Below are 17,677 nucleotides of genomic sequence, written 5' to 3' on the forward strand. Positions count from 1 at the left end.
CGCGACCGTGGCGTTCACGCGGAGGCCTCCTTGCGGCCGTGCAGGACCAGCCCCGCCAGCGCCAGCAGCACCGGCACGCCCGCCGGGACGGTCGGCGTCACCGCGAGGGCCAGGGCGGCGCCGAGCAGCGCGCACCGCCGTATCCGGGGGTCCGCGCGCAGGGTGGGCAGTATCAGGGCCACCAGGACCGCGGGGAAGGCCGCGTCCAGTCCGTAGGTCGCCGTGTCGCCCAGCGCGCCTCCGGCCAGAGCTCCGGCCAGGACACCCAGGTTCCATACGGCGAACAGACCGATCCCCGAGACCCAGAACGCCCTCCGCCGCCGTACCGGGTCGGCCTGCGCCAGGGCGAAGGCCACCGTCTCGTCGGTGACGAGGTGGGCGCCGAGCAGACGGGTGAGGCGGCCCGGGCCGAGGGTGTCGGCGATCGCGAGGCTGAAGGCGGCCGTACGGGTGTTGAGGAGCAGACCGGTGGCCGCCGCGGCGATCGGGCCGCCCCCGGCCAGCAGGACGCCGACCGCGCTGAACTGGGCGGAGCCCGCGTAGACCACGAGGGACATCACCACCGGCACCCACACCGGCAGACCGCCGGCCACGGCGATGGCGCCGAAGGAGACACCGACGATGCCGCTGGCGAGCCAGACGAGGGAGGCGTCGCGGATCAGGTCCCTCGGCGTGGTGAAAGTCGATGGCCGGGGCATGTGGGGCGTTCGCCGTGCCGTACGCATGTTCTCTAGAGTGAACAGGAGAGCCCCTGTTCGTCAAGGCGAACGGTCGTACCGATGGAGCGAACATGACGTCCGATGTGCCACCCCGGCTTCCCCTGGACTGGATCGCGGCCGCGCTGCGGCGCGAGCGCACCCGTGCCGGGCTGTCCCTCTCCGAGCTGGCCAAGCGGGCCGGGATCGCGAAGTCGACCTTGTCGCAGCTGGAGGGCGGGAGCGGAAATCCGAGCGTGGAGACGCTGTGGGCGCTGGGGGTGGCCCTGGGGGTGCCGTTCAGTGTGCTGGTGGAGCCGCCCGCCCCTGCCGTGCAGGTGATCCGGGCGGGCGAGGGGCCCGCCGTGGCCTCCGAACGGGCGGACTACCGGGCCACCCTGCTGTCGGCGAGCCCGCCGGGCGCCCGGCGCGACATCTACCATCTGCGCGCGGAGCCGGGGCCCGCCCGCGAGTCGGAGCCGCACATCCCGGGCACGACGGAGCATCTGATCGTGAGCACCGGAAGGGTGAAGGCGGGGCCGGCGGGGGAGACCGAGGAACTCGGGCCCGGGGACTACATGACGTATCGCGGGGATGTGCCGCACTCGTACGAGGCACTGGCTCCCGGGACGACGTTCGTGCTGGTCATGCAGCATGTCTGAAGGGACGCCGGGAAAGGCAGGAGCCCCGCTGCCTTGCGGCACGGGGCTCCTTGGGTACTGCTCTCAGTTCCGGATCAAAGCACCAGGCTCCGAGACCGAATCAGACGGGGGTGACGTTCTCCGCCTGCGGGCCCTTCGGGCCCTGGGTCACGTCGAAGGAGACCTGCTGGTTCTCCTCCAGCGAGCGGAAGCCGCTCGCGTTGATGGCGGAGTAGTGGACGAACACGTCCGGGCCGCCACCCTCCTGGGCGATGAAGCCAAAGCCCTTTTCGGCGTTGAACCACTTCACGGTTCCGGTAGCCATAAGCCCTCCTTGGGCCCAAAGGGTTGCCCTGCTCCAGAACCTGCAAGTGTGAAAACAGTGCTGCACAACTGCATACGTCTGAAAACGACGAGAGCCTGCGGTTACATGCTCCGCAGGCTCTGTACTGCAAGGGAAACCAAACTGCAACTTGCGGCGAGCCTAGCACGCGGGCAGCCGAAAGCAATAGAGGGCAAGATCACGTCACCCGGACGTTTGAAGGCTTGGAATGGGATTGACGGGACACCGGTGACGTCGCCGCACCACCCTGAAGGCTGCACCGTACCTCATAGGGTCTAGCCTCGCGATGTGGACAATTCTCGCACCCGGCCGCGCGTCGGCCACATCCAGTTCCTGAACTGCCTGCCCCTGTACTGGGGGCTTGCGAGGACGGGCACGCTCCTCGACTTCGAGCTGACGAAGGACACCCCGGAGAAGCTCAGCGAGCAGCTGGTGCAGGGAGATCTCGACATCGGGCCCATCACCCTGGTCGAGTTCCTCAAGAACGCGGACGACCTGGTCGCCTTCCCGGACATCGCGGTGGGCTGCGACGGCCCGGTGATGTCCTGCGTGATCGTCTCGCAGGTCCCGCTGGACGAGCTGGACGGCGCCCGGGTCGCGCTCGGCTCGACCTCGCGCACCTCAGTCCGCCTCGCGCAGCTGCTGCTGGCCGAGCGCTACGGCGTCCAGCCCGACTACTACACCTGCCCGCCCGACCTCAGCCTGATGATGCAGGAGGCCGAGGCGGCCGTGCTCATCGGGGACGCGGCCCTGCGGGCGAACCTGCTCGACGGCCCGCGGTTCGGCCTGGAGGTGCACGACCTCGGCACGCTGTGGAAGGAGTGGACCGGACTGCCGTTCGTGTTCGCGGTCTGGGCGGCGCGCCGGGACTACCTGGAGCGCGAGCCCGTCATCACCCGTCGCGTCCACGAGGCCTTCCTCGCCTCCCGCAACCTCTCCCTGGAGGAGGTCGGCAAGGTCGCCGAGCAGGCGGCCCGCTGGGAGGAGTTCGACGAGCGGGTCCTGGAGCGGTACTTCACGACGCTGGACTTCCGCTTCGGCGGGCCGCAGCTGGCCGCGGTCGCCGAGTTCGCCCGGCGGGTCGGGCCGACGACCGGCTTCCCGGCGGACGTGAAGGTGGATCTGCTGCAGCCGTAGCGGTACGGGAACGGGCCACTACCCTTTTCTCGTCGTTACGGGGGATACGGGGGAGGGGTGGACGTCATGCAGCCGCTCGGAGCCGACGAGCCCACCGTCGTGGGGCCCTACCGGCTGCTCGGCCGGCTGGGCTCCGGCGGGATGGGACGCGTCTACCTGGGGCGCAGTGCCGGGGGCCGCACGGTCGCGGTCAAGATCGTGCACCCGCACTTCGCGCTGGACGAGGAGTTCCGCGCCCGCTTCCGCCGCGAGGTGGACGCCGCGCGGCGGGTGGGCGGCGCCTGGACCGCGCCGGTGCTCGACGCGGACCCCGCGGCGGCCGTCCCCTGGGTGGCCACGGCGTACGCGGCGGGTCCGTCGCTGGCCGGGGCGGTCGCGGACGGCGGCCCGCTGCCGGCTCATTCGGTACGGGTGCTGGGTGCCGGGCTGGCGGAGGCGCTGGCGGCGGTGCACGAGCTGGGTCTGGTGCACCGGGACGTGAAGCCGTCCAACGTCCTGCTGACGCTCGACGGTCCGCTGCTGATCGACTTCGGCATCGCGCGGGCCACGGACGGTACGGCGTCCCTGACGTCCACCGGTGTGTCCATCGGCTCGCCCGGTTACATGTCGCCCGAGCAGATCCTCGGCCAGGGGGCCACGGGGGCGGCCGACGTCTTCTCGCTGGGCGCGGTGCTGGCCTGTGCGGCGACCGGGGAGCCGCCGTTCCCCGGGGACTCGTCCGCGGCCCTGCTCTACAAGGTCGTCCACGAGGAGCCCGAACTCGGTTCGCTGAGCGGGGATCTGCGGGACGTGGTGGAGGCGTGCCTGGTCAAGGAGCCGGGGCAGCGGCCGACGCCCGGTGAGGTGGCGCGGCGGCTGGCTCCCGAGGGGGCGGCGCGGATGGTGGCGGGCGGGTGGCTGCCCGGAGCGCTGGTGGAGCAGGTGAGCCGCAGCGCCGTGAAGCTGCTGAATCTGGAGGCGGGGGACGAGGCACCGTCCGGGCCGGTGGGGTTCAGCAGCCCTTCGGTCGGGGATGCGGTGACCGCCGGCGGGGAAGGGGCCGGGCGGGCCGCGGCCGGCCGGGAGGTGGCGGTGGCGGGGTTCGGGCCGGCGCCGGTGATGCCGGGGGCCGCGCCTGTCTCCGGGGCCGCGGTTTCGGCGCCTCCGCCTGCAGCTCCCCTTTCTTCGCCCACGCCGTCCGTGTCCGTGTCCGTGCCCGAGCCGAGGGACGCGCCGCCCGTCGAGCGGCGTCCGGGCAGGCTCACGGTATCCGTGGCGGCAGCCTCCGCGCCGGGGGACGGTGGGCGCGGTCGGCGGCTGAGCTGCACGGTGGCGCTGGCGGTAGCGGGGGCCCTGGCGGCCGTGACGGTGGGGTCGGTGTTCGTGTTCGACCTGTTGCCGGGCGACACCGAGAACGGCGCGGGCGGTTCCAGCCGCGGTGCGTACTCCCCTGAGCCGGGCGCGACCGCGAGCGCCTCGATCACCGACGGCTCCACCGCCGCCGAAGGGAGTGCCGTCCCCGCCGGCTACCTCGGAACCTGGGAGGGCCAGGGCCTCGTCCTCGACGGCGCACTGCCCGCGGGCACCTTCCGGGTGACCGTCCATCAGGCGGGCGTGGGCGAGGAGGTGGGCAGAGTCCGGCAGACCGACCAGCTCGGGGGCGTCTGCAACGACGTACTGACCCTGAAGAAGGTGACGAAGAAGGAGATCGTCACGACCTCGGTGGGCGCCGGGTCCAATCACGCGGGGTGCAACCCGGTGGCGCACACGGTGCGGTTGTCGCGGGTGGGGGACGACCTGAAGTACGTGTCGGACAGTGACGCGGAGGGGAAGCCCACGGCTCGGATGTCGAAGGTCAAGTAGGCGAAGGCCGGGTCAGCGGTTGTTGCCCCAGAGGGAGGTGTCGTCGCTCCTGAGGCTGGGAACCCCGCCGTAGGTCCCGCCGCCCGCGGTCACCAGCGGGGCGGAGAGCTGGTCCTCCAGCACACCCTCGCGGACCTGGATGATCGTGCTGTCGTGGTCGGTCCGGCCCGGCTTGAACGTCCTGCCTGCGATCGCCGCCTTCAGGTAGGAGAGGGCGTACTTGGCGTAGAGGTCGGCGGGCTGGGAGACCGTGGCGTCGATCTTGCCCTGGGCGATGTCCGCGAGCTCCCTGGGGATGCCGTCGTTGGAGACCACGAACACGTGCCTGCCGTCCTGCGGAGCGACCAGCAGGCCCTGCTGCCTGAGTACCTGCACGGTGCCGGAGAGCATGGAGCTGGCCTCCATGTAGACGCCCTTGATGTCCGGGTGAGCGGTGAGATCCGTCTGAAGCTTCCGGGCCGCGACCGCCCCGTCCCAGTTGGTCGCCTCGCCGAAGACCTCGATCTTGGGGTAGTTCTCCTTCATGCACCCGTTGAACCCGGCGGTGCGGTCCCGGGCATTGATCGAGGCGAGGTCACCTTCGAGCATGACGACCTTGCCCTTGCCGCCGAGCTTGGTGCCGAGGAACCGGCAGGCCTTCTCGCCGTACGCGCGGTTGTCGGCGCGGACGATCATGTAGACGTGGCCGGTGTCGGGGCGGGTGTCCAGGGTGACCACGGGGATCCTCTGGGCGGCCAGCTGCCGGAGGACGGGCCCGATCGCGCCGGTGCTCTGCGGTGCCATGGCCACGCCCTTCACCCCGTGGATGATGAACGTCTGCACGTTGGCGGCGAGATTGCCGACGTCGTTCTGCGAGTTGGTCGTCTCCAGCCTCAGGCCGAGCTCCTTGGCGAACCGAGGGGTGTACTTGATGTACGACGTCCAGAAGTCGGTGTCGGAGCGGGGATAGTCGACGCCCACCACCGGGGCACCGTTCGCGCCCGTCCCCGGGGCGGCACCGGAGCCGCCGCAGGCGCTGAGCGCGGTGACGGCGAGGGCGATGACGGCGCCGAGGCCGCGATGTCCGAGGCATCGGGTCGTCACGGCGGGTTCTCCTTGCGGAGGGCTCGCGAGGTACCCGAGCCGGTGTGGTATCCGCTGCTCATCAGGCCTCCTCGTCCCCACTGTAGACGCCGCGCCCACCCGGCCGACGGGTCTCGGCGGGCCCCCGGTCTCAGCCGCTCCCGTCGCCGGCACTCCGGGTGAAGTCCCCCCGCGCCACCCGCCCCACCAATCCGTCCCCGCCCCCCAGCAACGACCCGTACCCCGTGGCCGCCCACATGCTCCGCTCCGCCGGCACCTCGAAGTACGGCACCGGGCCCCCGCTCTCCGCCACGTCCGTGAGGACCTCCGGCGCCCTGCGCGCACGCACGGCCGCGGCGCATGCGGGACAGACCGCCACCTGGGCCCGGTCCCGGCGGCCCAGCGGGCGCCAGGTCGTGCGGCGTACGGCGCGGCCGTGCAGGGGGTTGAAGAAGCAGAGGGGGAGGGCGGACCGGGAGCCCGCCAGGGCGTCGCGGCCCTCCGCCACCAGGGCCAGGACGCCCGCCAGGTCGGGCAGGCCGCGGGCGGCGTCGAGGACCGTCCCGGCAGCGGCGTAGGCGTCCAGCGCGTGCTGGAGGCCGGGGGTGCCGGACACGTCCGCCGCCTCGGCCGACTTGCCCAGCGCCAGGACCTCCGCCTCCGCCCGGCGGCGCAGGGCCGCCTCGTCGGCGTCGCGGGCCGCCGCGAAGACGGCCTGGGGGTGGGCGAAGGGGGAGGGGCCGGGAGCACGGCCGTACCTCCCCGTGCGGCGGTGTCGTACGAGGGCCAGGGTGCCGGCGGCCAGCAGTGCGAGCGCCGTCACGGCTGCCACGGCCGGCCAGGCGCTCCATGTTCCCTCGTCCGAGCCCGGCTCGGGGGAGGGCGAGGGTGAGGCCGGGGTGCTTCCTCGCAGGTTCTTCGTCGCCTCCTCGTACACCTTGGTTCCGTCGCCCTCCGCCACCAGCTGCACGGCCTTGGCCGTCAGGTCCGCCAGGCCCGCGTCCCGCATCTCGTCCAGGAACCCCACCGCGGACACGGCGTCACGTGTCTGGTGGGTGTCGCTCGGCCACTCGTAGCCGTTGAGGGAGTCGGCGAAGCTGTTGTCCATCGTGATGAGGATGAGGTCGCGCAGGCCCAGGCGGTCGTGAACGACCGCTGCCAGGTCGTCGGCGTCGCCGTTGAAGGAGTCGCCCTTGGTGAGCGGGGTGAGGACGACCTTGATCGGCAGGCCCGTCCTCCTGATCTGCTCGGCCAGTTGCCGCTGACGCGCCCGCGGTACCGCTGTGGCGTACGCCGCGTCGACGTAGACGGGGGAGGCGCGCAGGGCGTTCGCGATGCGTTCGCCGGGGCTCGGGGCGGCGTCCGTGGCCGCCCGGGCCGTGGTGGCGCAGACCGCCAGCAGCAGTACCGCCAGCAGAACAGAGGCCATGCGCCTGACGTCAGCGGACATGTGCGGACTTCCTCACATCGTCGACAACCCGCGAGATCCCCCCGAGCAGGGCGCACAAGGGGCTGTCGTACTCCTCGTACGGCACGCGCGTCCGCCGCCCCTGGCCGGGCGGGGCGGGAAGGGTCAGCCACTGCTTGCGGGCCTGGGGCGCGTCGCGGCACACCTCGCAGACCGGTAGTCGGGGCTTGCGGGCCACCGCGGGGCCGTGCAGCGGGTTCACGCCGCAGAACAGGTCGTTGTCGTCGCCTGCGAGGGCCTGGCGGGCGGCGCGGGCCAGGACGATGACCGTGACCAGGGTCGCGGGGTCCGCGTGGCCGGACCGCCGGAGGGCGGCGTCGGGGTCGTCGTCGACCAGGAGCAGCGCCGCGTCGAAGCGGTCCTGGGCACGCGGGTCCACTTCGCTCCCCGCGGCGAACTCGGCTGCCAGCGCGCGGAGTTCGACCCGCGCCGTGTGCCGCAGATACGACTCCGACGGCTCCCTGGGGGACACCGACGGCAGCGACCGCGTGGGCCATGGGGCCGGATTGCGGCGCAGCAGCACCCTGCGGACGATTCCCAGCGCGGCCGAGACCAGACCGAGCAGCAGCGCGGCCGCGACGGCGCCCATGAACAGGCCCGGCCAGAAGTCGGTGGAGAAGAGCGGGGGGAGGTCGTTCCCGGTGACGGGGTCCGTCACCGGGTGCGCGTCGCCGGTGGTGGCCGGATCGGCCGTGCGCCTGGTCTTGTCGAGGACCGTCATGACGGCGTCGAGGCGTGCGCCCAGGAGGTGGTCGTCGGCCCGGTCCGCCGCGTGGTCCCCGTACGCGACGGAGTCCGGCAGGTCGAGACTGTAACTGTCCAGCCACAGGCCGTAGTTGAAGACGTCGATGAAGCCGATCTCGGGGTCGGCGACGACGTACACCCCGTCCTTGCCCAGCTTGTCGTGGACCGCGGCGGCGAACGCCCTCTCGTCGCCGCCCGACTCGTCCTGAGCTGTCTGCGGGACCAGCGAGACGAAGACCGGTCCGCCGCCCTCGGACTCCTCGAACGTGCGGATGCGGGAGTGAAGTCGGTTCAGCCGGGTCGGGTCCAGGACCCGCGGGCTCTCCGGGTCCTGGTACACGGGGTCCTGGGCCAGGCCCGCCGCGACCCGCTCGATGCGGGCGGTGAGGTCGGACGCCCGGGGTGGGGGAGCCGCACTCGACCTGGTCTGGTCGAAGGTGAGGGCGGCGGTCACGGCGATCGCGGCCGCGGCGGTGAGGGCGAGTGCGGGGGCGATCCAGCGGGTCGCGCGGGCGCGGGGCGCGTCCTTGGCCGTCCCCGCGGCTCCCGGCAGCCGGCGCCGCCACCGGCGTACGTACGGGATGAGCCACAGAATCAGCAGCGGTACGACGGTGAGCAGGAACCCCGTGAGGAAGGACTGGTTGCGGCGGTCCGTCGGCCCGATGTACAGGTTCGCGGGCTGTTCGCCGCTGTGGCCGTACCTCTCGCGCGCGGCCTCCGCCCGCGCCGCGGCTTTCGCGCCGCCCTCTGCGATGACCTCGGTGAACCGCTCGAAGCTGCGCAACGGGCCTGCGTCATAGGGGAGTTCGTACGTCGCGACGGTGGCGGCGTCCTCGGCGGGCGCACGTACCCCGTAGGTCGTGGCAGCGGCGACCGACGAATCGTCGACCAGCACGTACAGCCCGTTCCTGCCGAGCCGGTCGTGGACCGTGGCGAGCAGGGTCCGGCTGTCGGTGAGCTGGACGGGGAGGACGAGCACGTACGTCGGGACGCCGGTGCGTTCGGCCAGCCTGGCGAAGTCCGGGGCCGTGGACCGGGGTATCTCACGGGGGAGCTGGTCGGTGACGTAGACCGGGTCGGCGCGGAGGCGGTCGGCGAGGTAGGCGGACTGGGAGGCGGGGATGCCGGAGGCCGCCCTGGCCGGGGCGGTGGCGGCGAAGAGGGCGGCCAGGGCGCAGAGGGCGAGGAGTGCGCGTGCGGTGTGGGTGCGCAGGGGGTGCGGAGGCCTGCCTGTGCCGTATGCCGTGACTGTGCCCACCGCTGCCTTTCCCCCGTGCTCCGCCCGCCGATGTCGCTCGCGGCACTCTACTGAGCGCTTCGCCGGCGCGGAACGGTGGCTGGGACGAGGCGGGCTCGGCGCAGGACTCGCGTCTACTCCGGGCCGTGCCCTGCGCTGCCGTGCGGGTTCCCGCAGCCGTCTGCGGGAGGAGTGGAGACCGGTGGTGCGGCGGGCCCGGTGCCGGTGGGGCTGGGCGTGGCCGGTGACGGGTCCTGGGCGGGCGGTGCGACCGGGGTCGTGCCGGTGTCGTCCGCCGAGGGGGCCGGGTCTTCAACAGGCTCGGGTGCCACGGGAGTCGGGTCCTCGGGCTCCGATGCGGGCGGCGACGAGGGCGTGGGTGCGCTCGGGGGGTCGGCTTCGGGGGTGTGATCGGAGGGAGCCGCCGGAGTCTTGGGAGAGTTGTCGTCGGAGGGGGCGGCGGGGGGTTCCGGCGTCTCCTTGGCCGGAGGCGCCGGGGGCTGTTCGCCTGGAGCCGGGGGGTTCGGGTACGGGTCGGAGGGCGTGGGCGGGGCCTCCGGCTGCTGAGCCGTCCCGCCGGTCTCCGGGGGAGCCGGATCCGTTCCCTTCGGTGCGGGCTCGGTCGGTGCGGGCTCGGTGGGTGCGGGCTCGCTCGGTGCGGGCTCGGTGGGTGCGGGCTCGGTGGGTGCGGGCCCGGTGGGCGGCGGTGTGTCCACCGTCCTGCCCCCGGTCGTGTCCCCGGCCGGAGCCGGCGCGGGCTCATCGGCGTCACGGTGCTTCGGTGCGGCCGTCGTGGTCCTGTCGGTGTCGTGCGTGCGCGCCCGCTCGCTGCCCTGGACGCCGGCTCCATGGGCCGACGTACCGTCCTTCTTCGGAACGGCGGTGAGTGCACCCGTCGACGGCGGCCCCGCCGGCGCCTGGGCCACCGGGACCTGAGCCGCGGGCGCGTCGGCCACCGGTGTGCGCTGCGCCGGAATCCGGCCGGCGTCGGCCGGGCCGAGGACGAGCAGGAGCGCGGCGGCGCCCGCCACGACCGCCCCGGCAGCAGCCGCCACCTGCGTCTTCGAACCGCCGACCGCCACCTGGCGCACTCCGTGCAGCAGCCCGCCGTGCCCGCCGGCCGCGGTCGCCGCACCGGCCGATCCGGCGGTGAAGGCGAGCAGGAACTTGCCCGCACCGCCCACCACGAACACCAGCAGCGCGGGACCGACGAGCGCGGGCAACCGGTCGTTGGCGCTCATCAGGGCGGCCAGCCGCGACCGGCAGTCGTCGCACGCCTCCACATGCCCGAGCAGCCGCTCGGACTGCTTCGCGGTCGCCGCACCCCGCACATACGCGGGCATACGCGCCCAGTACACCTGGCACGCGGGATCGTCGGGCGCACCGGTCTGCGTCCGCAGGAACGCCTGCCGCATACCCTCCCGGGCCCGGTGCAACAGCACAGCCGTGGCACCCTCCTTGGTCCCGAGCTGCGGACCGATCGCGGCCAGCGGCTGCCCCTCCGCCTCGGCCAGCCACAGCGCCTTCACCCACCGCTCGGGCAACTGCCCCAGCACCCTCACCACCAGGTCGACGGAGGACACCCGCTCGGCGGGGTCGTCCGCGTGCGGGTGAGTGTCCGTCTCGACCCGCTCCTCACCGTGCGGATCCCGTGGCGTCTCGCGCACCGCGCTTCCGGCGGCGATCGCGAGATGCCGCACCGTCGTCATCAGATACGCCGGCACGTTGTCGATCTCGTGCCCCGCGGCCAGCCGCCGCCACACCCGGAAGTGCGCCTCGGCGACGAGGTCTTCGGCGGTCCAGGCGTTCCGGGTGAGCGAGCGGGCGTAGGCGACGAGTCGCGGCTGCTGTTCCTCATAGATCCGGGCGTACGCGGCCGTGGCGGCATGGGACGCGGAAGCCGGTGCGGACACTGCAGTGGAACCGTCGGACATGGCGGAACGCTCCAGTTGCCTACTGAGGGCGGGGAAAGGTTTTGTAAGCCTAGATGGCAAAAGTTTCAATCAAAGTTGCGGCGTATCGCCGATGTGGCGCACGTCACGAAAGTTCTCTTCTGTTGCGGCGTAATACCCACGCCCCCAAGGCGCTCATGAGCTGCACAGGCCCAACTGGCCGCCGCGGAAACCGACATGCTCGAAATGCTCTACATGCCCGAAAAGGGAGCCCCCCTCGTGTACATAGCCCTGGAGCAGCCCACCGGCGCGCACCTGCTCGCCCCCGACCACGACGAACTGGCGGTGCCCGTCACCCTCCGCTACCTCTCCGAGGACCCCCTGGCGGTCCATTTCGTCTTCCCCGCCTGGGCCTCGCTCGACGAGGAGGAGGTGACCTGGACCTTCGCCCGCAGCCTTCTGGAGGAGGGACTGGGCGGCCCCGCGGGTCTCGGCACGGTACGGCTGCGCCCGCACGGCCCGTCCCACACCGTCGTGGAACTCCACGCCCCGCAGGGCATCGCGGCGGTCCGCTTCGGGACGGCCGCCCTCCACCGTTTCCTGCTCCGCTCCTACACGGTCACCGAGCCGGGCGGCGAGCCCCTGGAGCCGGCCCTCGACCGCGGGCTCGCCTCGCTGTTCGGCGCTGTGTGAGGCTGGGCCCGGAACCGAACGGTTGGGTGGGGATGACTACCGGGTTGCTGATCGCCGTCGCCCTCCTCTGGGGCGCCGTGGCAGGAGCGCTGCTGCCGAGGGCCGCCTACCGGTTCTCCGTGCCGTCCGACGAGCCCTGGCGGGAGCTGTGTCCCGACGGGCATCCGATCGGCGGCTGGATCGGGTCGGCCCGGTGCGGGGAGTGCGCCGACAACTCCCCGGCGGGGACTGCGCGAAGAGGCGATGACGGCGTGGGAAAGCGGTCGTACGGTCCTGGCACCCCTGCCCTCTCCCTGACCACCGCTCTCGTCTGCGCTGCCCTCGCCGCCGCGACCGGCACGCGCCCCGAGCTCGGGGTCTGGCTGCTGCTCGGGCCTGTCGGCGTGCTGCTCGCGGCCGTCGACCTCCGGGTGCGGCGGCTGCCCGACGTGCTGACGCTGCCGCTCGCGGGCGCCGTCCTCGTGCTGCTCGGCGTGGTGGCACTGCTGCCCGAGCACGCCGGTGACTGGACCACGGCACTGTACGGAGCCCTTGCGCTGGGCGCGTTCTTCCTGTTGCTGTTCCTCATCAACCCGGGCGGCATGGGCTTCGGGGACGTCAAGCTGGCGCTCGGACCGGGCGCCGCCCTGGGGTGGTACGGCTGGCCGACGCTCATGCTCGGCACCCTCGCCGCGTTCCTGCTCGGGGCGCTGTACGGGGGAGCGCTCGTCGTCGCGCGGCGGGCCGGACGCAGGACGGCCATCGCGTTCGGGCCGTTCCTGATCGGCGGGGCGTTTCTCGGGCTGCTGGTCGGGGCGTACACGGCCTGACGTAGGCTGGGCAGGTCTGTCCACAACCCTTGACGAAAGGGACGCCCCGGTGACCGAGAAGGCCGACCTCACATCTTTTGATGTCACAGCCGTCCTCGACCGCGCCGCGGCCGGTGGTCGGATCACCCCCGAAGAGGCGCTCGACCTCTACCGCGACGCTCCGCTGCACGCGCTGGGCGCTGCCGCTGACGCCGTACGCCGCCGTAAGTACGCCGGTACCGAGCACATCGCGACGTACATCATCGAGCGCAACATCAACTACACGAACGTGTGTGTCACGGCATGCAAGTTCTGTGCCTTCTACGCCGCTCCCAAGGACACGGCGAAGGGCTGGACGCGGGATCTGGACGACATCCTGCGGCGGTGCGCGGAGACCGTCGAACTCGGCGGCACCCAGATCATGTTCCAGGGCGGACACCACCCGGACTACGGCGTCGAGTACTACGAGACGCACTTCGCCGCCATCAAGAAGGAGTTCCCGCAGCTCGTCATCCACAGCCTGGGGGCGAGCGAGGTCGAGCACATGGCCCGGATCTCCAAGGTGAGCGTGGAGGAGGCGATCTCGCGGATCCACGCCGCCGGGCTCGACTCCTTCGCGGGCGCCGGCGCCGAACTGCTGCCGGAGCGGCCCCGCAAGGCCATCGCGCCCCTCAAGGAGAGCGGCGAGCGCTGGCTGGAGATCATGGAGACCGCGCACGGCCTGGGCGTCGAGTCGACGTCCACCATGCTCATGGGCACCGGCGAGACCAACGCCGAGCGCATCGAGCACCTGCGGATGATCCGTGACGTACAGGACCGGACGGGCGGCTTCCGCGCCTTCATCCCGTACACCTACCAGCCCGAGAACAACCACCTGAAGGGCCGCACCCAGGCCACGCTCTTCGAGTACCTGCGGATGATCTCCATCGCGCGGCTGTTCATGGACAACGTCCAGCACATCCAGGGGTCCTGGCTGACCACCGGCAAGGAGGTCGGGCAGCTGTCCCTGCACTACGGCGCCGACGACCTCGGCTCGATCATGCTGGAGGAGAACGTCGTCTCCTCGGCCGGCGCCAAGCACCGCTCCAACCGGCTCGAGATCATCGACCTGATCAGGAAGGCCGGGCGGGTGCCCGCCCAGCGGACCACGACGTACGAGCACATCGTCGTCCACGACGACCCGGCGAACGACCCGGTCGACGAGCGGGTGATGTCGCACATCTCGTCCACGGCGATCGCGGGCGGCACCGCGCATCCCGAGCTGAAGCTGCTGGCCTCCAACTGACGTACCGGTGCTGACGATTCACGCGGCGGACGAGGTCCGCACCGGCCGGGACGCCGAACCGATCGAGGGCGGCGCCGTGGCGGTCGAGGGGAACTCGATCGCCGCGGTGGGTCCGCTGGCTCAGGTGCGGGAGCGGTTTCCGCAGGCGCGGGTGCGGAGTTGGCCGGGCGTGCTGGAGCCCGGGCGCCTCCACGAGGGCCCGCTTCCCGACGCCCCGAGCCCGCGCGAACGCGTTCATGCCGTGCTGAAGTCGGGCGCCGTGGCGATCCTCGCGCAGTACGCCGACTCACCCGGACTGCGGGCGGCGGCCGACCGGAACGACGTCCTCGTCCTGTCCGGTGCGCGGCCTCCGGCTCTGGCCGAGTCCGGCCGGGCCGACCTCGCCGTGTTCGACGACACCGGCGCGTGCGTCGCGACGGTGTGCGCGGGGCGCCTCGTACACAGGCGTCGTTAGCCCGCAGAGGCCTTTGCGGACGCTCCCGGACTCCGAGACCCGGGCACCCCTTTCTCCTCGGCGAACGTCCGCACATGCCCGGCATCGGACGAGGAGCCCCCTTCACGTTGTTCGCCCCGATCGTCGAGGTCGACGTTCGGCGTCGGCTGGATTCCTGATCGCCGTGTTCGTCGTGCTGTGCGGCTGGGTGGAGGACGTGGAGGACGTGGAGGACGTGGCGGCGACGAAGAGACCCAGGCTCCTCCCCTGAGCGGGAGCCGCGGGCCGTGCTGCAACAATGGCCGACGTGACCCGCGCTTCCCTGAACAAGCAGCCGCACGAAGTCGCCTCGATGTTCGACGACGTGGCGGAACGGTACGACCTGACGAACGACGTGCTGTCGCTCGGCCAGGACCGGGTGTGGCGCAAGGAGGTGGCCCGGGCGGTCGACGCCCGGCCCGCGCAGAAGATCCTGGACCTGGCCGCGGGCACGGCCACGTCCTCGCTGCCCTTCGCCCGTACGGGCGCGTACGTCGTCCCCTGCGACTTCTCCCTCGGCATGCTCCAGGTCGGCAAGAAGAAGCACCCGTGGCTGCCGCTGACAGCGGGCGACGCGACGAGGCTGCCGTTCAGGGACGACGTCTTCGACGCGGTCACGATCTCCTTCGGGCTGCGCAACGTGCAGGACTTCGACGCCGCCCTGCGCGAGCTGTACCGGGTGACCAAGCCCGGCGGCCGGGTGGTGATCTGCGAGTTCTCGCACCCGACCTGGGCGCCCTTCCGCACGGCCTACACCGAGTACCTGATGCGCGCCCTGCCGCCGGTCGCCCGCGCGGTCTCCTCGAACCCCGAGGCCTACGTCTACCTCGCCGAGTCCATCCGCGCCTGGCCGGACCAGCCCGCGCTGGCCGAGCGCCTGCAGAAGGCCGGCTGGTCGAAGGTGGCGTGGCGGAACCTGACGGGCGGGGTCGTGGCCCTGCACCGCGGGTTCAAGGGCTGAGATTCAGGCGGAGCTGACGATGTACGGGTCGCCCGGCTCGTCCAGCTCGCGCTGCAGCCCGCCGGTCGGGGGCCTCGGAATGCGTGGCTCGCGGACGCCTCCGCCGCCTTCTCCCTCGCCGAACTCGAACCACACGTAGATCACGGAGTCCCGCGGCACCTCGGCATTGGGCTGCGGGTACTGCCGTACGACGTACTCGACCACGGTCTGGTGGAAGTCGGGCCGGTCCGGCGCGTTCAGGAAGAGGCCCGTCGCCTCCGCCGTCCTGCGCGCGTCCATGGCCATCAGTCCGACCAGCCTTGGTACGCGTACCTCGGGTGTTTTGGGTGTTATTCGCACAGATGTCACCCCCAGCGGTACTGGAAGGGTAACCGCACGGGGGTGCCGACCGGAAGCGCCAAGTGTCTTTCTGTAGCAGTCGGTTACTGTGCGTGACCGTTTTGGAGTTGGAGCCGGAAGCAGAGGGCGTCCTCCTGGAGCCGTGGGTGCGGGAAGCTCTCCGCCTGCTCCATGCCCAGGCGCCGGGTGACCGCGATGGACCGCTCGTTCCCGGGCCTGACCATCGCCACCACGCTCGGCACGCCCGCCGCCCTGAGCCGCTCCAGCGTCATCTGCGCGGCCGCGGTGGCGTACCCCTCGCCCCAGAACGCCCGCCCGAGCCGCCACCCGATCTCGATCTCGCCCTTGGGTCCCCAGTCCTGCGGCCACGGCTGGGCGCCCGTGAAGCCCATGACCTGACCGGACTCGCCCACCAGGGTCCACAGACAGAAGCCGAGCTCCGCGTCGTGTCTGCGCTGCCGGGCGGTGAGCTCCTCGTAGACGGAGAGGCCGGCGGACCTGCCGCCGTGGAACTCCATTACGTCCGGGTCGTCGAAGACCCGGTGCCAGGCGACCGCGTCCTCGTCGGTGGGGACACGCAGCCGTACTACGGGGAGAGCTCGGTTCACGAGGGCAGCCCTTCAACCAGGTGATCAATTCTGCTGAATAGACTGCCTGTGTCCAGTGCCGCTCGGCACAGAGATTTGTCGAACTTGGGGAGATCCCGCCGTGACCGTCGTGACCGAGCCCCACTCCGAGCCGTCGCCCGAGCCCTTCACCGAGAACACCGCCGATGTGATCGTCGTGGGCGCGGGCCCGGCCGGCTCCACCACGGCGTACCACCTCGCCAAGTCGGGTCTCGACGTGCTCCTGCTGGAGAAGACCGAATTCCCCCGCGAGAAGGTCTGCGGCGACGGCCTGACGCCGCGTGCCACCAAGCAGCTCGTGGCCATGGGCATCGACATCTCCGAGGAGGCCGGCTGGCTGCGCAACAAGGGGCTGCGCATCATCGGCGGCGGCGTCCGCCTCCAGCTGGACTGGCCGGATCTCGCCTCCTTCCCGGACTACGGCCTGGTCCGCAAGCGCGACGACTTCGACGAGCAGCTCGCCCGCAACGCCCAGAAGGCGGGCGCCCGGCTCTTCGAGCGCTGCAACGTCGGCGCGCCGATCGTCGACGACCGCACGGGCCGCATCACCGGCGTCCACGCCAAGCTCGGTGAGGAGAAGCGCGAAGTCACCTTCCACGCCCCGCTCGTGGTCGCCGCCGACGGCAACTCCACCCGTCTCTCCCTCGCGATGGGCCTGCACCGCCGCGAGGACCGCCCGATGGGCGTCGCGGTCCGTACCTACTTCGAGTCGCCCCGCCACGAGGACGACTACCTGGAGTCCTGGCTGGAACTCTGGGACCGCCGCGGCCCGCAGGACCGCCTGCTCCCCGGCTACGGCTGGATCTTCGGCATGGGCGACGGCACGTCCAACGTCGGCCTGGGTGTCCTGAACACCTCCGACTCCTTCAAGGAACTGGACTGGCGCGAGGTCCTCAAGGCATGGTGCGCCTCCATGCCGGAGGACTGGGGCTACACGCCGGACAACATGACCGGGCCGATCCGCGGCGCCGCCCTCCCGATGGCCTTCAACCGCCAGCCCCACTACACCAAGGGCCTGCTCCTGGTCGGCGACGCCGGCGGCCTGGTCAACCCCTTCAACGGCGAGGGCATCGCCTACGCCATGGAATCCGGCCAGATCGCCGCCGACGTCATCGTCCAGGCCCACGCCCGCCCGACGCCCGCGAGCCGTGAACTCGCCCTGCAGCGCTACCCGCGCGTCCTCAAGGACACCTACGGCGGCTACTACACACTGGGCCGCGCCTTCGTGAAGCTCATCGGCAACCCGAAGGTCATGAAGATCGCGGCCCAGCGCGGCCTGACCCACCCCATGCTGATGAAGTTCACCCTGAAGCTGCTGGCGAACCTGACGGACCCGACCGGCGGCGACGCGATGGACCGGATCATCAACGGGCTGAGCAAGGTGGCCCCGAAAGCCTGATCATGCGGGACCACCTCGGACTCGGTCCTACCAGGGTGACCCCGAAGGCGTGA

At 71.8% G+C, this 17,677-nt stretch carries 17 protein-coding genes; 9 read left to right on the top strand and 8 right to left on the bottom strand.

Annotated features, from left to right (window positions below):
* Positions 1-14 precede the first annotated feature (14 nt).
* Positions 15-698 (bottom strand): AzlC family ABC transporter permease, encoded by a 684-nt coding sequence (locus LJ657_RS21105; RefSeq protein ID WP_232650325.1) that lies wholly within the window; start codon positions 696-698, stop codon positions 15-17.
* Positions 699-790: 92 nt separating this feature from the next.
* On the opposite strand from LJ657_RS21105, the gene LJ657_RS21110 reads away from it, so the two are divergent.
* Positions 791-1,357 (top strand): helix-turn-helix domain-containing protein, encoded by a 567-nt coding sequence (locus LJ657_RS21110; protein ID WP_232650326.1) that lies wholly within the window; start codon positions 791-793, stop codon positions 1,355-1,357.
* A 100-nt stretch (positions 1,358-1,457) separates the two neighbouring features.
* On the opposite strand, the gene LJ657_RS21115 is transcribed toward LJ657_RS21110, so the two are convergent.
* The gene (locus LJ657_RS21115) at positions 1,458-1,661 is read right to left on the bottom strand and encodes a cold-shock protein (protein WP_003992177.1); all 204 of its coding nucleotides are present in this window, start codon (positions 1,659-1,661) and stop codon (positions 1,458-1,460) included.
* 306 nt (positions 1,662-1,967) lie between these two features.
* On the opposite strand from LJ657_RS21115, the gene LJ657_RS21120 reads away from it, so the two are divergent.
* The gene (locus tag LJ657_RS21120; RefSeq protein ID WP_232650327.1) at positions 1,968-2,816 is read left to right on the top strand and encodes a menaquinone biosynthetic enzyme MqnA/MqnD family protein; all 849 of its coding nucleotides are present in this window, start codon (positions 1,968-1,970) and stop codon (positions 2,814-2,816) included.
* A 66-nt stretch (positions 2,817-2,882) separates the two neighbouring features.
* Positions 2,883-4,658, top strand: a complete 1,776-nt coding sequence (locus tag LJ657_RS21125; protein ID WP_232650328.1) for a serine/threonine-protein kinase — start codon at positions 2,883-2,885, stop codon at positions 4,656-4,658.
* Between the two features lie 12 nt (positions 4,659-4,670).
* On the opposite strand, the gene LJ657_RS21130 is transcribed toward LJ657_RS21125, so the two are convergent.
* The 4 genes from LJ657_RS21130 to LJ657_RS21145 form a co-directional block, all read right to left on the bottom strand.
* Positions 4,671-5,741: a sugar ABC transporter substrate-binding protein gene (locus tag LJ657_RS21130; protein WP_232650329.1), complete on the bottom strand. Its 1,071-nt coding sequence runs from the start codon at positions 5,739-5,741 to the stop codon at positions 4,671-4,673.
* Positions 5,742-5,871: 130 nt separating this feature from the next.
* Positions 5,872-7,170: a type I phosphoribosyltransferase gene (locus tag LJ657_RS21135; protein ID WP_232650330.1), complete on the bottom strand. Its 1,299-nt coding sequence runs from the start codon at positions 7,168-7,170 to the stop codon at positions 5,872-5,874.
* Positions 7,160-9,190, bottom strand: coding sequence for a hypothetical protein (locus tag LJ657_RS21140; protein ID WP_232650331.1), 2,031 nt, complete (start codon positions 9,188-9,190; stop codon positions 7,160-7,162). The genes LJ657_RS21135 and LJ657_RS21140 overlap by 11 nt, the downstream gene beginning before the upstream one ends.
* Before the next feature lie 113 nt (positions 9,191-9,303).
* Positions 9,304-11,103: a sigma-70 family RNA polymerase sigma factor gene (locus LJ657_RS21145; RefSeq protein WP_232650332.1), complete on the bottom strand. Its 1,800-nt coding sequence runs from the start codon at positions 11,101-11,103 to the stop codon at positions 9,304-9,306.
* Positions 11,104-11,298: 195 nt separating this feature from the next.
* Here LJ657_RS21145 and LJ657_RS21150 point away from each other — a divergent pair, with 195 nt between their 5' ends.
* The 5 genes from LJ657_RS21150 (at position 11,299) to LJ657_RS21170 (ending at position 15,260) form a co-directional block, all read left to right on the top strand.
* Positions 11,299-11,754 carry an SsgA family sporulation/cell division regulator gene (locus LJ657_RS21150; protein WP_232650333.1) on the top strand — a complete coding sequence of 152 codons (456 nt, stop codon included), beginning with the start codon at positions 11,299-11,301 and terminating at the stop codon, positions 11,752-11,754.
* A gap of 32 nt (positions 11,755-11,786) precedes the next feature.
* Positions 11,787-12,563, top strand: coding sequence for a prepilin peptidase (locus tag LJ657_RS21155; protein WP_232650334.1), 777 nt, complete (start codon positions 11,787-11,789; stop codon positions 12,561-12,563).
* 49 nt (positions 12,564-12,612) lie between these two features.
* On the top strand, positions 12,613-13,827 hold the full coding sequence (gene mqnC / locus LJ657_RS21160; RefSeq protein ID WP_232650335.1) for a cyclic dehypoxanthinyl futalosine synthase: 1,215 nt from the start codon (positions 12,613-12,615) through the stop codon (positions 13,825-13,827).
* Between the two features lie 7 nt (positions 13,828-13,834).
* The gene (locus LJ657_RS21165; protein WP_232650336.1) at positions 13,835-14,281 is read left to right on the top strand and encodes an imidazolonepropionase-like domain-containing protein; all 447 of its coding nucleotides are present in this window, start codon (positions 13,835-13,837) and stop codon (positions 14,279-14,281) included.
* A gap of 286 nt (positions 14,282-14,567) precedes the next feature.
* Positions 14,568-15,260 (top strand): demethylmenaquinone methyltransferase, encoded by a 693-nt coding sequence (locus LJ657_RS21170; protein WP_232650337.1) that lies wholly within the window; start codon positions 14,568-14,570, stop codon positions 15,258-15,260.
* 3 nt (positions 15,261-15,263) lie between these two features.
* Here LJ657_RS21170 and LJ657_RS21175 read toward each other — a convergent pair whose 3' ends face one another.
* Positions 15,264-15,545, bottom strand: coding sequence for a PASTA domain-containing protein (locus LJ657_RS21175; protein ID WP_232650338.1), 282 nt, complete (start codon positions 15,543-15,545; stop codon positions 15,264-15,266).
* Positions 15,546-15,682: 137 nt separating this feature from the next.
* Positions 15,683-16,207 carry a GNAT family N-acetyltransferase gene (locus LJ657_RS21180; protein WP_232650339.1) on the bottom strand — a complete coding sequence of 175 codons (525 nt, stop codon included), beginning with the start codon at positions 16,205-16,207 and terminating at the stop codon, positions 15,683-15,685.
* Positions 16,208-16,307: 100 nt separating this feature from the next.
* Here LJ657_RS21180 and LJ657_RS21185 point away from each other — a divergent pair, with 100 nt between their 5' ends.
* The gene (locus LJ657_RS21185; protein ID WP_232650340.1) at positions 16,308-17,624 is read left to right on the top strand and encodes a geranylgeranyl reductase family protein; all 1,317 of its coding nucleotides are present in this window, start codon (positions 16,308-16,310) and stop codon (positions 17,622-17,624) included.
* Positions 17,625-17,677: the final 53 nt, after the last annotated feature.

The organism is Streptomyces guryensis, assembly GCF_021261325.1.
GTDB lineage: Bacteria > Actinomycetota > Actinomycetes > Streptomycetales > Streptomycetaceae > Streptomyces > Streptomyces guryensis.

What these genes read in the sequence shown, in the direction of transcription:
- LJ657_RS21115 (WP_003992177.1), bottom strand. Translation starts at nt 1,661, where the DNA reads ATGGCTACCGGAACCGTGAAGTGGTTCAACGCCGAAAAGGGCTTTGGC.
- LJ657_RS21175 (WP_232650338.1), bottom strand. Translation starts at nt 15,545, where the DNA reads ATGGCCATGGACGCGCGCAGGACGGCGGAGGCGACGGGCCTCTTCCTG.
- LJ657_RS21110 (WP_232650326.1), top strand. Translation starts at nt 791, where the DNA reads ATGACGTCCGATGTGCCACCCCGGCTTCCCCTGGACTGGATCGCGGCC.
- LJ657_RS21155 (WP_232650334.1), top strand. Translation starts at nt 11,787, where the DNA reads ATGACTACCGGGTTGCTGATCGCCGTCGCCCTCCTCTGGGGCGCCGTG.
- LJ657_RS21145 (WP_232650332.1), bottom strand. Translation starts at nt 11,103, where the DNA reads ATGTCCGACGGTTCCACTGCAGTGTCCGCACCGGCTTCCGCGTCCCAT.
- LJ657_RS21125 (WP_232650328.1), top strand. Translation starts at nt 2,883, where the DNA reads ATGCAGCCGCTCGGAGCCGACGAGCCCACCGTCGTGGGGCCCTACCGG.
- LJ657_RS21135 (WP_232650330.1), bottom strand. Translation starts at nt 7,170, where the DNA reads ATGTCCGCTGACGTCAGGCGCATGGCCTCTGTTCTGCTGGCGGTACTG.
- LJ657_RS21105 (WP_232650325.1), bottom strand. Translation starts at nt 698, where the DNA reads ATGCCCCGGCCATCGACTTTCACCACGCCGAGGGACCTGATCCGCGAC.
- LJ657_RS21150 (WP_232650333.1), top strand. Translation starts at nt 11,299, where the DNA reads ATGCTCGAAATGCTCTACATGCCCGAAAAGGGAGCCCCCCTCGTGTAC.